Raw genomic sequence first — 13883 nt, 5'->3', positions numbered from 1 at the left:
GGCACCCTCAGGCGTCGGCGATTTCATCGTAGCCGCGGTCGAGGAACTGGATCAGGCAGACGCCGTGACCGAAGGGATCGGCCAGATGCGCGATGCGGCCCCAGCGGTGGGTGCGGATCTCGCCTTCGAGGCGGGCGCCGGCGGCGACCGCACGCGCCGCGGCGGCCTGGACATCGTCGACGACGAAATCCAGATGCACCGGCGTCCAGTGGCGGCGGTAGTCGCGCGCTGCGGCATCGGGCGCCGGCGTCGTGCCGGCCGGCTTGACCAGCAGGAAGATCGACGACGACGCGCCGCAGAGCTCGACGCCGAGGTCGCCGAAACGCCGGCGCACGGCCAGACCCAGGCCATCGACGTAGAACGCGAGTGCGGCGGACAGGTCGTCGACATCGATATTGGCGATCAGCTCGATCATGTCTGGCGCCCGCCGATGCGCAGGCTGCGCGTGGCCAGGAACACCTCGCGCAGGAACAGCAGCAGCGCAAGGATCAACGCGAGCATCGCAACGATGAACAACAGCGCCACCGGTGCCGATACCCGTACCGGCGTCACCGCACCGAAAAACAGCACGATGATGACGGTGGCGACCGCGAGCGCGGCAAACGTACACAAGCCGATCGCCCGACCGATCAGCTTCGCCCGCCGCGCGAGCGTACCGAGCTCAGCCAGCACCTGATCGCGCTCCGCGCCGCGGATGCCGTCGAGCCGCTGCTCGAGAATGCGGGCACGGTCGACCACGCGGGCGAGACGGCTGGCCATGACGTTGAGCGTCGCGCCGACGCCGGTCAACAGAAACGCCGGCGCGACCGCGAGCTGGATCGCGTGCGCCACGGTGCTCACGTCGCCGCCACCGAACGGGTTGGCCATGGGTGCCGATCCTAGCCGGCCGCGGCGGGCGCCGCCATCACGGTACGCGGTCCAGACCGGTGTCGGCGTGCGCCGCGGGGTCTTCGATCGGCTCCAGATGGGTCAGCACGCTCACCGGCGCGAGCTCGGCGGCGATGCGCGATTCGATGCGTTCGACGAAGTCGTGGCCGCGCTGCACGCTCCAACGCCCCGGCACCAGCACGTGGAAGCTGACGAAGTGACGCGCTCCGGAACGCCGCGTGCGCACCGCGTGGAAATCGATGCCCTCACCGCGAAAGTCGTCGAGGATCGCATCCAGCTTGGCGCGCTCGGCCGCCGGCAGCGAGGCGTCCATCAATCCGGCGGCGGACTCGCGCAACAGACGCCAGCCGGTCCACAGGATGTGCGTCGCGACCGCCAGCGCAATCAAGGGATCGAGCAGCAGCCAGCCACTGACGGCGACCAGGGCCACGCCGATGACGACGCCGAGCGAGGTCCACACGTCGGTCAGCAAGTGCTGGGCATCGGCCTCGAGCGTGAGCGAACGGTGCCGCTGCGCGGCGCGCCGCAACAGCAGCGCGACACCGCCATTGATCGCCGCGGCGACGAGCGCGATGGCCAGGCCCAGGCCCGGCTGCGCCAGCGGCTGCGGATCGAACAGCCGCGGCCACGCGCTCCAGGCGATCGCCAGCGCGGCGACGAAGATCAGCGCGCCTTCGAAGCCGCTGGCGAAGTACTCGGCCTTGCCGTGCCCGTGCGCGTGCTCGTCATCCGCCGGCTGGATCGCGAGGCGCAGCATCGCAAAGCCGAGCAGCGCGGCGCCGAGATTGACCACGCTTTCGAGCGCGTCGGACAAAAGGCCGACCGAACCGGTCAGCCTCCACGCGCCGAGCTTGAGCACCATCGTCGCCAGTGCCGCGGCGATCGACAGCAGCATCCAGCGGTGCGCCTGAGCCGCCGGCGCGGACGCAAGACTCGCGGCCATGCCGCGAATCCGCTAGGCCGCAGCCAGCGCGCCGGCGATCCGCGCCTCGACCGCTTCGAGATCGGGAATCAGCGCGATCTGGCTGGCAATGCGCACGCGCGAGAGCACGAACTCGTCGACATCGCCACGATCGAGCGCCATCGGGCGCAGCGCCGAGCGGTTGAGCGTCACCAGGTGCGGATAACCCATCGCGACGAAGCCGATGTGCCCGCCCGGCACGTGACGGCCGAGCGAGTGCAGCACGACGATGCGTTCCCGCCGCGGATCGCCGCCGCGCTCGCCGCCGTTGAGCACTTCGAAGCGCACGACCGGCACGCGCTTGTGGTTCCAGTCGCAGAATCCGGCGAGCCAGTCGGGGCCGCCGCTGGCCGGCTGCAGGGCATCGCGCGCGAGCACCTCGGCCACCGCGGCGTTGGGCAGCAGCAGGGTGTCGTCATGCACCGACATCAGCACCGCATAGAGTTCATCGGCGTTCACTTATCGACGCTCCGCGAGGACCGCGCGCAGCTCACCGAGCAACTGGTCCTCCTGGTAGGGCTTGATCAGATAACGGTCGACGCCGATCGCCGCGGCGCGCTCGCGGTGCTTGTCGCCCGAGCGCGAGGTGATCATCAGGATCGGCGTGCGCGCGATCGCCGAGGTGTTGCGCACGAAGGTCGCGACCTCGAACCCGTCGGCACGCGGCATCTCGATGTCGAGCAGGATTGCCGCGGGGCGCTCGGTGGCGAGCTGCGCCATGGCATCGAGACCGTCCTTGGCGGTGACCACGGCAAAGCCGTGCTTGGCCAAGAGGCGCTCGGTGACACGGCGGATCGTGATCGAGTCGTCGACGACCATGATGGTGTCGCGCTGCGCGGCCAGCGGCGCCTCGCCGCCGCTGCGCTCGGCCATCTGCGTGCGCAGCACGCGCCGCGTGCGGTCCTGCACCAATGCGGCGATGTCGAGGATCAACACGACGCGGCCGTCGGCGAGGATGGTTGCACCGCTGATTCCCGGAATCGAACTGATCTGCGGGCCGACCGCCTTGGAGACGATTTCGCGACTGCCGATCAAGCGGTCGACGACGACGGCGACGTGGCGCTCGCTGCCGCCGATGCCCTCCGGCATGCGCACCAGCACCGCGTGCGCGGTCTTGGCATCGCTGGCGGCCTCGCGCGGCATGCCGACCAGATCGGCGAGATGTCGCACGCGGTAACGCTGACCGCCGTATTCGAGCTCCGGCCCGTCCTCGGCCAGATAGGCGTCGAGCTGGTCGCGCGCGATGCGGGTGATGCCTTCGATGCTCGGCAACGGCGTCGCGTAGATTTCGTGACCGACGCCGATCAGCAGCGACTGCGACAGCGCCAGCGTCAACGGCAGACGGATCTTAAAGCGCGTACCCTTGCCCGGCTCGGAGGCGAGCTCGAGGTTGCCGCCGAGCTGCTTGACCTCGGCCGCGACCACGTCCATGCCGACGCCGCGGCCGGCGTCCCGGGTGAGCTGCCGTGCCGTCGAGAAGCCGGGCAGGAAAATGAACTGCGCGGCCTCGTCGTCGGAAATCTCGGCATCGGCCGGGATCAGGCCACGACGGATCGCGGTCTGGCGGATCGCATCGAGATCGAGGCCGCGGCCGTCATCGGCCAACTCCATGAACAACTGGCTGGCTTCGCGCCACAGCGACAGCCTCAGGCGGCCGGTCTGCGGTTTGCCGGCGCCGTCGCGCTGCTCCGGCGTCTCGATGCCGTGGATCACGGCGTTGCGCAGCAAATGCTCGAGCGGCGCGGTCATGCGTTCGAGCACGTTGCGATCGAGCTCGGCCTCGGCACCGTCGACGACGAACTCGACACGCTTGCCGTGCTCGTTCGCGGTCTGTTGCACGACGCGCTGCAGGCGCGCGACCTGGCGCGAGAACGGCACCATCAATGTGCGCATCAGGCCCTGCTGTATCTCGGTATTGATACGGCCTTGTTGCAGCAGGATCGTCGTCGCTTCACTGGCGAGCCGATCGAGCGCGGCGTGTACCGCGGCGAGGTCGCCGACGGATTCGTTGAGCGCGCGCGACAGTTCTTGCATGCGCGTGTAACGGTCCATTTCCAGCGGATCGAACTCGCCGGCGTAACGGTCGGCGCCCTCGGCCTGGTTGAATCCGCGTGCGGTGATCTGTGCCTCGGTCTCGATGTCGAGCTGGCGCAGCTGGTCGCGCACGCGCTGGATCGCTTGCGCCATGTCGTCGAGCTGGGCCTGGATCGCGGCGTTGTGCTCGTCCATACGCGAGCGGTGGATCGAAATCTCGCCCGCCTCGTTGAGCATGCGCTCGAGCGCCTCGACCGGCACGCGCGCGGTCTCGCGACGCTGCGCGGCCAGACCTTCGAGGTCTTCTTCCGGCCGCCAGAACAACTGCGGGTCCCACAGACCCTGCGATGCCGCCTCCTCGGCGACGTCCTCGGCCGCTGGCCCGTCGACGACGGCGGGCGCGCCGGTGTCGAGCGCTGATGCTGCCGCGGGCGCTTGCGCGGCCTCGTCGGTCGCGGTGATCAGCGCCGCGTACTGCCCGCGCTGCAGATGGTCGGTGTAGCGCCGTAACTCGGCGACCGCGCCTTCGACGACCCTGAGCGCGCCGGCATCGAGCTCCCCGGCGTACTCCAGACCCTCGATCAGCGATTCGAGCTCGTGTGCGGCGTCGCCGAGCACCGGCAGGCCGGCCATGCGCGCGCCGCCCTTGAGCGTGTGCAACACGCGCAGCATGTCGCGCGCCGGCGAGAAATCGCCGGGCAGTGCCTGCCAGCGCGGCAGCGCCGCCTCGAGGATCTCCATCAGTTCTTCGGCCTCGGCAGCGAAGGTCTGCGCGAGATCGATGTCGAAATCGTCCGGCAGCGACGCGGCGGCGGCGCTCGGCAGCGTCACCGGCGCCATCGGCGGCGGCAATGGCGCGACCGGCGGCGGTGTAGCGAGCGGCGCTTCGGACGCCGCAGCAGCGGGCGCCGGCGCCAGTGGCTGCGACAGCTCGTCGAGCAGGTTCAGGGGCTCCGGAATCACGCCCCGGCGCAGATCGTCGAGCGCCAGATGCAGGCCGTCGACGACATTGTGCGTACGGGCGAAGAAGTGCGTGTCGGCAGTCACGGCACCCACTTCCAAATCCTCGAACAGGGATTCGAGCCGGTGCGCGACCTCGCCGAGCGTGTGGAGCCCGCTGACGCGGGCACTGCCCTTGAAGGTGTGCAGTGCGCGCTTGATCTCCGCCAGGGGCGCAAACTGACGTGGGTCGCGCTCGAGTGCTGCGAGGCTCTGGTCGAGGCTCTCGACCAGTTCCTCGGCCTCGGCGCGGAAAATCGCGATCAGCTCCGGATCGCACGGGCCTTGCGCCGCTTCATCCGGCGGCATCTCGACGATGCGTTCGGCATCCTCGCCGTCGGTTGCGGCAGCAGCCGGCTCGGCAGACGGCGGCGCCGGTTCATCGAGGCTCGGTTCGATCGCCGTATCCGCAACCGGCGGCGCATCCGCTGCGAGCGTCGCCTGCGGCGCTGGCAGATCGAGCGCCGCGTCGAAGCCGTCGAGCGACAGTTCCGGCAATTCGGTCGGTGCCTGCGGCTCGGTCGCGGCCGGCACTTCGCCGGACGGCGCGGCCGCCGGGGCTGCGGCTTCGGCTTCGCGTGCCCAGCCGAGCGCGTTCACGCGATCGGTCCAACCCTCGTCGTCGTCGGCGAGGCGATGTTCGCGGAAGCGGTCGAGGTAACCGAACAATCCCTCGCACAGATCGAGCAACAGCGCGAACGCCGCCGCGTCCGGCACGATGCCGCGCGCAGCGGCACCGTCGACGCTGCGGTTGAGTGCCTGCGCAACCTTGGCGACCGCCGGGCACGACGACATCTGCGCGGCGCCCAGCAGCGTGTGGCTGAGCATGCGCAGCTCCACCGCCGCACGCTGGCTCTCCGGTGACTGTTGCCAGCCGCGCACCTGATCCTCGATCTTCGACACCAGCTCGAAGGCCTCGCTGGCGAAGATCTCGACGAGCTGGCGCTCGGCGCTGGCCTGCGCCGCGGCCTTGGGCAGCTCGGCGTGCAGCGCCTCGATGCGTTGCAGCAGCGGCCCGGCGTCCTGACGCACGACGGCGGTCGAGCCGACCTCGCCGACCCAACGCTGCAGCAGCGGCACGGCCTCGCGCAGCAGGGCAAGCCCCTGCGCATCGAGCGGTCGTTGCGCCTCGACCAGCGCGTCAAGGTAAGCCTCGAGCGCCCCGGCGAGTTCGCTCAGCGCCTGTGCATCGACGACGCGCGCCGCGCCGCGCAGCGTGTGGAAGGCGCGCACCACCTCGGCGGCGACCTCGGCCTCGGGTTCCGGGTGTTCGGCCAGCCAGCGCTCGACCGCAGCCAGCTTCTCGCCAATGTCCTCGCGAAACACCTGCGCGATGTCCGGCTCGGTAGCCACGACCGGCGTACGGCCGGCCGCGTACTCGCGGGCGTGCTCGATGACCGTCGCCAGCTCTTGCGCTCGGCGATGTCGCGCGCCTCGCGAAATGCGCCGATCAGTTCCGGCAGCAGCGCGCGCGCGACCGACGGTCTCGACGATGCCCGGCGTCACCGCGACCGATCCGTCGAGACAGCGGTTGAGCATGTTCTCGATTGCCCAGCCGAACTCGCCGATCTCGGTCGCTCCGACGGTACGGCCACTGCCCTTGAGCGTGTGGAAGGCACGCCGCAGCGTGGTCAGCGCGTCACGGTCCTTGGGATCGCGACTCCAGGCGGCGAAGGCGGCATCCAGCGTCGCCCCGACTTCGGCCGCCTCTTCGAGGAAGATCTCGCGGATCTCCGGATCGGCGCCGGCAGCGAGCTCGGTCGGTTGCAAGGTCTCGGGTGCCGCAACGGCGACGCGCTCAGTCCGCGGCGGCACCTCGGCGGCCTCGCCCGCCGCTTTGTCGGCCGTGTCGTCCAGCGCAGGCGCCGCGGCGGCGTCGCGCTGTTCCAGCCGCTCGGTGCGCGCGATCAGGTCGGCGAGGATGCGCTCGGCCCCCGGCAGGCGCGATCGCTGTGCTTCGATGTAGTACTCGACCGCGGCCACGGCGTCGGCGTAGCGGTCGGCGTAGGCCGAGTCCTCGCGCAGGCGCGTGTACGCCGGCGCCGCCAGAGGACGCGACAGGCGGCAGCACAGCTCTGCGGCCTGCGGCTGTGCCAGCACCTCGAAGCCGGAGGCGATTTCCTGCAGCAGCGCAGCGCAGGCCGGCAGGTCGGACTCGTTCCCATGGCGCAGATAGGCATCGACGGCCGCCTTGATGCGCGCGAGGTTGACCAGGAACTCGCGGTACAGTGCATCGCGCCCCTCGGCGAGATCGCGCGGCGCGGGCACGTCCTCGGACAACTCGCGCGCGGCGGCGTCGGCGAGCTGCATCTGCCGGAACAACGCGTCTTCCAGATCGTTCTCTACGCGCAGGATCGCGGTGGCCAGATCCATCAGCAGCGCCGGCTGCGCGCCGTCCGCGCTCGCTTCACGCAAGCGCTGTACTTGACGCAGGATCACCTCCTGCAGGCGCAGCAATCCGAGCGCCGACAGGGTGCGGCCGATCTCGGTCAGGCTGTCGGCGACGGCGGCACTGCGCTGCCCTGTCTCATCGCCGGTGCGCACCATCAGGTCGATCTGATCCTTCACGCGCACGAACTCGCTGCGGATCTCGCTGGCGACCTTGGCCAACAGCGCCGTGTTCGCACCGTGGATACGGCGGCGCATCTGCTCGAGCGTCGCCACCGTCGGCAGGTACCGGTCGAGCTCGAAAGCCCGGCGCAGCGCACGCACGCGTGCGCCCTGGGCGCTCGAACGCCCGATCATGAACAGCAGTTGGAACGCCAGATCCCCCGCCTGCGCGGCGGCGGCGTCCTCGCCCGCTTCGGCCAGCAGCTTGAGCTGCGCGGCGAGCCGACCGAACAGGCGCTTGAGTTCGAGCGCGTTGGTGATGGCGCGACCCAAGTAGGCTTCGATTGAAGCCGCCGCCACGCGCCACAACTGGTGCACGGCCGGCTGCGTCGCATCTTGCGCGATCTGCTCGGCGATCTTGCCGGCGCGCGCGGCGCCGGTCTGGGCATCGGCACCGCCGCGCACCCAGGCCACCAGCGAGGCCTGGAACAGCGCCATCAGTCGCCTTGCCTGCCGCTGGGCGCCGCCGGGCTGCGCGGCGGCATCGACCGGCAGCGGTAGTGTCACGCCTAGCGCCTGCATCTGGGCGACGAACAGCTCGCTCTCGGTCAGTACCGGACGTCCACGCGAAAGGCGCAGCTCGTTGATCGCAGGCTGCAGTACCAGCGCGCAGTCGGGCAGACCGTCGGCCAGCGCGTGGATGTAGTCGCTGAGCTGCACGCTGGCGCCGAGCAGTGCGGCGTACAGCGCCTCGGGCTCGGCGATGCGCTGGTGCATCAAGTCTTGCAGGCCGGCGGTCATCTCCGCGGCGACGGTCGCAAGGCCATGGCACTCGATCATCGCCGCCGTGCCGCGCACCTGATGCAACTCGACATAGGCCTGCTGCAACTGCAGTGGGTCGCCGCCGGATTCGGCATGGTGATCGATCAGCGCGCGAGCCCGGGCGATGCTCTGATCGAGCTCGCCGCGCACCCAGTGGATGCCGATGGCCAGAAGTGGACGGGGGCTTGCGTTCATAGCGCCGCGGACCTGAAAGCTTCGTCCTGCACGAGCCGGTGCAGCGAAAACGCCAGCCATTGGCGGTTCTCGCGCGCGAAGGCGCCGAGCAGATAGGGAGTGAAGGGTTGCGAGCGAGCCACCAGCGCCGGACGTTGATCGCCCGGCGAAAACTGGCGGTAGCCGGCCACCTCGTCGACCAGCAGGCCGACCGGCACCCGTCGTGAGTTCAGCACGAGGACCCGCTGCAGCCGCTGCTGCGGCGTTTCGCCCAAGCCGAGCAGGCCGGGCAGATCGACCACGGCGAGCAGCTCGCCGCGCACGTTGGCGACACCGCGCATCCACGGCTTGGCATTGGGCACGCGCGTGGTCGCCGGCGGCGGAATCACCTCGCGCACGTCCTCGCGCGGCGCGACCAGCCAGGTGTCGCCGATGCGAAAGCCCAGTCCGGTCCAGCTCTGTGCCGCGCCGGCCGCGGCGTCCCGGCGCGATGCGCGCAGCAGCCGCTCGAGTTCGGCCAACTGCCCGAACGGGTCATCGCGCAGCCCCCTCAATTCCCCCGCCATGCCTCCCTCACTTACGCGCCGTGTGCGAGCGCACCGCACCCAGCAACTCGTCCTTGGTGAACGGCTTGGTCAGATACTCGTCGGAACCGACAATGCGCCCGCGCGCTCGGTCGAACAGCCCGTCCTTGGACGAGAGCATGATGACGGGCGTCTTGGCAAAGCGCGGATTGCCCTTGATCAGCGCGCAGGCCTGATAGCCGTCGAGCCGCGGCATCATGATGTCGATGAAGATCAGATCGGGCGGATCGTCGGCGATCTTGGCCAGCGCCTCGAAACCGTCCTGCGCCGTCGACACCTGATAGCCCTCGCGAGCGAGCAGGGTTTCGGCAGTACGTCGGATGGTCTGGCTGTCGTCGATCACCATGACCTTCGCGATGGGCTCGGTGGACACTCAATTCTCCCCGTGAGTCGAGTCCGGAGCGCGTCAAAAAGAGGCTGCAAGCGCTCGTTTCCAGCGGGTTTTAGCACAGTCCCGGCCGCTTCGACAGCGGTCCACGGACAGACCCCCTCGATGTGCGGCTTGGGTTACCATGCCGGCCCGTCCGTGCGCCGCGCAGCGGTGCCACGATCCGCGCGCATCGAGTCTGCCCATGAACAGCCCCGTCCCCCACCTGACCACCGCGCTCACCGGTCCGCTGTTGGCGCTGGAATCGACGCTGTTGCGGCGCTCGCCGGACATCGAGGCCTGGTTCCGGGAACAGTGGCTCAAGACCACGCCGCCGCTGTACAGCTCGGTGGACCTGCGCAACGCCGGCTTCAAGCTGGCGCCGGTCGACACCAACCTGTTCCCGGGCGGCTTCAACAACCTCAATCCAGCCTTCGAGCCGCTGTGCATCCAGGCGCTGCAGACCGCCATCCAGCGCATCTGCCCGACCGCCAAGCGCCTCGTGCTGGTGCCCGAGAACCACACACGCAACACGTTCTACCTCGAGAACGTGGCGACGCTGGTCGATCTGATCACCAAGGCCGGCTTTCACATGCGCATCGGCTCGCTGATTCCCGATCTGCACGAGGCGACCGAGCTGCCGCTCGAGCACTCCGGCCGCCGGCTGCGCCTCGAACCCCTGCGCCGCACCGGCAATCGTGTGCACGTGGGCGACTACGTGCCCTGTGCGGTGCTACTCAACAACGACCTGTCCGCCGGCGTGCCCGAGATCCTGCGCGACCTCGACCAAGAAGTGATTCCGCCGCTGGATCTCGGCTGGCACGCGCGGCAGAAGTCCAACCACTTCGGCTTTTATCGCGAGGTGGCCAAGGAGATGGCGGCCCTGCTCGGACTCGATCCGTGGCTGTTCGACCCGCTGTTCCGCAACTGCGGCCAGATCAACTTCCAGAAGCGCGAAGGCCAGGAGTGTCTCGAAGCCAACGTCGCACTGCTGCTGGAAGACATCGCCGCCAAATACAAGGAATACGGCATCACCGAGCAGCCATTCGTGATCGTCAAGTCCGACGCTGGCACCTACGGCATGGGCGTGATGACCGCGCGCAGCGTCGACGACATCCGCAACATGAACCGCAGGGCGCGAACGCACATGTCCAGCGCCAAAGAAGGCAGGGAGGTGACCAGCGCGATCATCCAAGAAGGGGTCTACACGTTCGAGAAGCTCGGCCCCGACGGCGCCACCGCCGAACCGGTGGTCTACATGATCGATCAGTTCGTCGTCGGCGGCTTCTACCGGCTAAATGCGCAACGCGGCAACCAGGAGAATCTCAACGCGCCGGGCATGCGCTTCGAGCCGCTGGCCTTCGAGGAATGTTGCAGCCACCCCGATCCGCGCTGCGGTCCCGACGAACGCCCCAACCGCTTCTACGCCTATGGCGTGGTCGCACGCATGGCGGCGTTGGCGGCGGCGCGCGAGATCGAGGCGACGCGCCAGCTTGCGGCGCCGCGGGCGGCCTGAAGGCCTGCGGATGAGCAGAACCCTCGCCGTGGTCATGGACCCGATCGGGTCCATCAAACCGTACAAGGACACGACGCTCGCGCTGATGCTCGCCGCGCAGAAGCGCGGCTGGACGCTGCGCTACATCGAGATGCAGGACCTGTGGCTGCGCGATGGGATCGCGATGGCACGCATGCGCCCGCTGACGGTGTTCGACGACGCCAAGCGCTGGTTCGAGCTCGGCCAAGCGCAGGAGCGGCGCCTCGGCGAGATCGACGCCGTGTTCATGCGCAAGGATCCGCCGTTCGATCTCGAATACATCGCCGCGACCTATGTGCTCGAACGCGCCGAGGAGCAAGGCGCGCTTGTGGTCAACCGCCCGCGCGCGCTGCGCGACGCCAACGAGAAGGTCTTCATCAGCTGGTTCGCGCAGTGCTGCGCGCCGACGCTGATCGCGCGCGATGCCGCGACGCTGCGCGCCTTCCACGCCGAGCATCGCGACGTGATCTACAAACCGCTCGACGGCATGGGCGGCGCCGGCATCTTCCGTGTACGGCCCGACGGCCTGAACCTCGGCGCGGTGATCGAGACGCTCACCGACAACGGCCGTCGCCACATCATGGCGCAGCGCTACATTCCGGAGATCGTCCACGGCGACAAGCGCGTGCTGATGATCGACGGCGAGCCGGTGTCGCACGCGCTCGCGCGCATCCCGCAACACGGCGAGGTGCGCGGCAATCTCGCCGCCGGCGGCCGCGGCGAGCCGCGCCCGCTGTCCGCGCGCGACCGCTGGATCGCCGCGCAGGTCGGCCCCAAGCTGCGCGAGATGGGGCTGCTGTTCGTCGGCCTCGACGTCATCGGCGACTACCTCACCGAGATCAACGTCACCTCGCCGACCTGCGTACGCGAACTCGACGCCGGTTGCGGCCTTGACATCGGCAGCGACGTGATCGCCGCGATCGAACGCAAACTGACGTAGCACGGTGCGTGCCCATTGCGGCCGCTGGCCGCTGCCGATCCCTAGAACATGAAACTGCCCGAATCGCCTCATCTGCGCCTGTTCCTGCGACGCCTCGCACTGGGCATCGGGCTGGCGGTGCTGTTCACCTGGCTGGCGCTGCGCCAGCCGCAGGGCGAGGACGCGCGCCTGCTGCACGAAGAATTCCTGGCGATGGGCACGATCGTGTCGATCTCGCTGTATCTGGGCGAGGATCAAGACCGCGCCGACGCACTCATGGCGCTCGACCGCGCGCGCGATGAGCTTATGGCGTATGCGCAGCGCTGGAGCGCCTGGGGCGATGGCGAACTGGGAAGACTCAACCAGCGTCTGGCTGAGGGCGAGCGCGTGTCGATTCCGGCGGCACTGCAGCCGCTGTTCGCGCAGGCTGCGCAGCTCACCCACGCCAGCGGCGGGCTGTTCGACGTGCGCATCGGCCGCCTGGTCGAAATCTGGGGCTTTCACGACGAGGCGCACTACCGCAGCACGTCACCGGATCCGGCGACACTCGACGCCGCCGTCGCCGCGCTCGCACAGGCGCCCATGCTGGATGCCGCGCCGCTGGCCTACGGCCCGGCGCCCGCGGTGCGCTTCGACTTCGGCGCGATCGCTAAGGGCGACGCGGCCGATCGCATCGTCGCGTCGCTGCGCGCCGCCGGCTACGCCAACGTCATCGTCAACGCCGGCGGCAACCTGCGTGCCGCCGGGCGCCGCGGTGCGCGTGCCTGGCGCATCGGCGTACGCCATCCGCGCCCAAACCGCGAGCAGCGCGTGCTGGCGACCCTCAACATCGACGGCGACGAGGCGGTGATCACCAGCGGCGACTACGAGCGATACTTCGAAGCCGACGGGCGGCGCTACCACCACCTGCTCGATCCGCGCAGCGGCCAGCCGGCGCGCGGTCTGCAAGCGGTGACCGTGGTCGCGCCCTCTGGCGCGCTCGCCGACGCCGCGAGCACCGCGATCTTCGTGGCCGGCCCACAGCGCTGGCGCGAAACCGCAAGCGCGCTCGGCGTCGACCAGGTGTTCGTCGTCGATGCCGACGGGCGCATCGAGGTCACCACGGCGCTCGCGCCGCGCATCCGGTTCGCCGACGACGCCGCCGTGACGACGGTGCGATGAACCGCGGCGACGTGCTCGCCATCGCGCTTGCCTCGGCGCTGGTCGGCGCGCTCTACGCGCACTTCTGGCAGCCGGCGGTCGCGGCCACGCATGTGGAACTGCGTGTCGGTGGCGTCGACGCCGGCCGCTACGCCCTGAACGAAGCGCGCGAGATCCGCGTCGACGGCCGGCTCGGCCCCTCGGTGCTCAAGATCGAAGACGGCCGCGTGCGCTTTTTGCGCAGCCCGTGCCGCAACCAAGTCTGCGTGCACAGCGGCTGGCTACAGCGCGGCGGCGACGCCGCGGCCTGTCTGCCGAATCGCGTCAGCATCAGCCTCGTCGGCGGCGACGTGCCGCTCGACGGCATCGCCTACTGATGCGGCTCCAAGCCACCCGTGAGGATCGCCTGGTCGCCGGTTATGCGGCGCTGGCCATCGTCATTCACGTGCTCGAAGCCGGCTTCCCGTCGCCGATCCCCGGCGTCAAGCCGGGCCTTGCGAACGTCGTGACCCTGATCGTGCTGCTGCGCCATTCGCTGCGTCTAGCGATCTGGGTGGCCCTGCTGCGCGTGCTCGTCGGCAGCCTCTTGGTCGGCAGCTTCCTGGCGCCGGGATTCTGGCTCTCGGCCTCGGGGGCGCTCGCCAGCCTCGCGGCGCTGACCCTGGGCCGCACCTTCAGCCGTCTGCTGCCGCCGCTGCAGCTCGGCGCGGTCGGCCTGTCGGTGCTCGCGGCGCTGGCCCACATGGGGGGGCAGTTCGCCCTCGCCTATGCGGTTTTCGTGCCGCATCCGGGCCTGCTGCGGCTGCTGCCGCTGCTGATGAGCGCGGCGCTGCTGTTCGGGCTCGCGACCGGCGCCGCCGCGGCCGCCATCCTGCGCCATCTACCGCCGCCGGCCGCCGCCCGGCCTTGAC

Annotated in this window: 12 protein-coding genes; 5 read left to right on the top strand and 7 right to left on the bottom strand. The window is 69.7% G+C overall.

Translation table 11 applies throughout. The features are described from left to right. Nucleotides 1-7 precede the first annotated feature (7 nt). Genes ABSH63_RS08460 through ABSH63_RS08430 form a run of 7 tightly spaced genes read right to left on the bottom strand, consistent with a single transcriptional unit; the run spans nt 8 to nt 9358 of the window. Nucleotides 8-415 (bottom strand): VOC family protein, encoded by a 408-nt coding sequence (locus tag ABSH63_RS08460; protein WP_352888979.1) that lies wholly within the window; start codon nt 413-415, stop codon nt 8-10. Beyond that, nucleotides 412-867: a DUF2721 domain-containing protein gene (locus ABSH63_RS08455; RefSeq protein ID WP_352888978.1), complete on the bottom strand. Its 456-nt coding sequence runs from the start codon at nt 865-867 to the stop codon at nt 412-414. The genes ABSH63_RS08460 and ABSH63_RS08455 overlap by 4 nt, the downstream gene beginning before the upstream one ends. Before the next feature lie 37 nt (nt 868-904). Continuing rightward, a complete protein-coding gene (locus ABSH63_RS08450; protein WP_352888976.1) occupies nt 905-1831 on the bottom strand; it encodes a cation diffusion facilitator family transporter in 927 nt (308 codons plus the stop codon). Between the two features lie 12 nt (nt 1832-1843). Further along, on the bottom strand, nt 1844-2308 hold the full coding sequence (locus ABSH63_RS08445) for a chemotaxis protein CheW (RefSeq protein WP_352888974.1): 465 nt from the start codon (nt 2306-2308) through the stop codon (nt 1844-1846). Beyond that, nucleotides 2309-8449, bottom strand: coding sequence for a hybrid sensor histidine kinase/response regulator (locus ABSH63_RS08440; protein ID WP_352888973.1), 6141 nt, complete (start codon nt 8447-8449; stop codon nt 2309-2311). Continuing rightward, nucleotides 8446-8994, bottom strand: a complete 549-nt coding sequence (locus ABSH63_RS08435; protein WP_352888972.1) for a chemotaxis protein CheW — start codon at nt 8992-8994, stop codon at nt 8446-8448. Before ABSH63_RS08435 ends, ABSH63_RS08440 begins: the two co-directional genes overlap by 4 nt. 7 nt (nt 8995-9001) lie before the next feature. Continuing rightward, nucleotides 9002-9358 (bottom strand): response regulator, encoded by a 357-nt coding sequence (locus ABSH63_RS08430; RefSeq protein ID WP_352889166.1) that lies wholly within the window; start codon nt 9356-9358, stop codon nt 9002-9004. A gap of 226 nt (nt 9359-9584) precedes the next feature. Between ABSH63_RS08430 and gshA the strand changes: the two genes are divergently transcribed. From gshA to ABSH63_RS08405, 5 genes are read left to right on the top strand one after another with little or no spacing between them, the layout of a single operon-like run. Beyond that, nucleotides 9585-10895 carry a glutamate--cysteine ligase gene (gshA, locus tag ABSH63_RS08425; protein ID WP_352888971.1) on the top strand — a complete coding sequence of 437 codons (1311 nt, stop codon included), beginning with the start codon at nt 9585-9587 and terminating at the stop codon, nt 10893-10895. 10 nt (nt 10896-10905) lie between these two features. Next, on the top strand, nt 10906-11853 hold the full coding sequence (gene gshB / locus ABSH63_RS08420; RefSeq protein ID WP_352888970.1) for a glutathione synthase: 948 nt from the start codon (nt 10906-10908) through the stop codon (nt 11851-11853). A 48-nt stretch (nt 11854-11901) separates the two neighbouring features. Then, nucleotides 11902-12993, top strand: a complete 1092-nt coding sequence (locus ABSH63_RS08415) for an FAD:protein FMN transferase (RefSeq protein WP_352888968.1) — start codon at nt 11902-11904, stop codon at nt 12991-12993. Continuing rightward, the gene (locus ABSH63_RS08410) at nt 12990-13349 is read left to right on the top strand and encodes a NusG domain II-containing protein (protein ID WP_352888967.1); all 360 of its coding nucleotides are present in this window, start codon (nt 12990-12992) and stop codon (nt 13347-13349) included. The genes ABSH63_RS08415 and ABSH63_RS08410 overlap by 4 nt, the downstream gene beginning before the upstream one ends. Beyond that, nucleotides 13349-13882 carry a Gx transporter family protein gene (locus ABSH63_RS08405; protein WP_352888965.1) on the top strand — a complete coding sequence of 178 codons (534 nt, stop codon included), beginning with the start codon at nt 13349-13351 and terminating at the stop codon, nt 13880-13882. Before ABSH63_RS08410 ends, ABSH63_RS08405 begins: the two co-directional genes overlap by 1 nt. The last annotated feature ends 1 nt before the right edge of the window (nt 13883 follow it).

Origin of the sequence: Sinimarinibacterium thermocellulolyticum (genome assembly GCF_040327995.1) — a bacterium.
Lineage (GTDB): Bacteria > Pseudomonadota > Gammaproteobacteria > Nevskiales > Nevskiaceae > Solimonas > Solimonas thermocellulolyticum.
This window is presented reverse-complemented; position numbering and strand designations above follow the sequence as displayed.

Bases quoted from the DNA above. Each gene is read 5' to 3' on its own strand.
- ABSH63_RS08460 (WP_352888979.1), bottom strand. From the start codon at position 415: ATGATCGAGCTGATCGCCAATATCGATGTCGACGACCTGTCCGCCGCA.
- ABSH63_RS08455 (WP_352888978.1), bottom strand. From the start codon at position 867: ATGGCCAACCCGTTCGGTGGCGGCGACGTGAGCACCGTGGCGCACGCG.
- ABSH63_RS08450 (WP_352888976.1), bottom strand. From the start codon at position 1,831: ATGGCCGCGAGTCTTGCGTCCGCGCCGGCGGCTCAGGCGCACCGCTGG.
- ABSH63_RS08440 (WP_352888973.1), bottom strand. From the start codon at position 8,449: ATGAACGCAAGCCCCCGTCCACTTCTGGCCATCGGCATCCACTGGGTG.
- ABSH63_RS08435 (WP_352888972.1), bottom strand. From the start codon at position 8,994: ATGGCGGGGGAATTGAGGGGGCTGCGCGATGACCCGTTCGGGCAGTTG.
- ABSH63_RS08430 (WP_352889166.1), bottom strand. From the start codon at position 9,358: ATGGTGATCGACGACAGCCAGACCATCCGACGTACTGCCGAAACCCTG.
- gshA (WP_352888971.1), top strand. From the start codon at position 9,585: ATGAACAGCCCCGTCCCCCACCTGACCACCGCGCTCACCGGTCCGCTG.
- gshB (WP_352888970.1), top strand. From the start codon at position 10,906: ATGAGCAGAACCCTCGCCGTGGTCATGGACCCGATCGGGTCCATCAAA.
- ABSH63_RS08415 (WP_352888968.1), top strand. From the start codon at position 11,902: ATGAAACTGCCCGAATCGCCTCATCTGCGCCTGTTCCTGCGACGCCTC.
- ABSH63_RS08410 (WP_352888967.1), top strand. From the start codon at position 12,990: ATGAACCGCGGCGACGTGCTCGCCATCGCGCTTGCCTCGGCGCTGGTC.
- ABSH63_RS08405 (WP_352888965.1), top strand. From the start codon at position 13,349: ATGCGGCTCCAAGCCACCCGTGAGGATCGCCTGGTCGCCGGTTATGCG.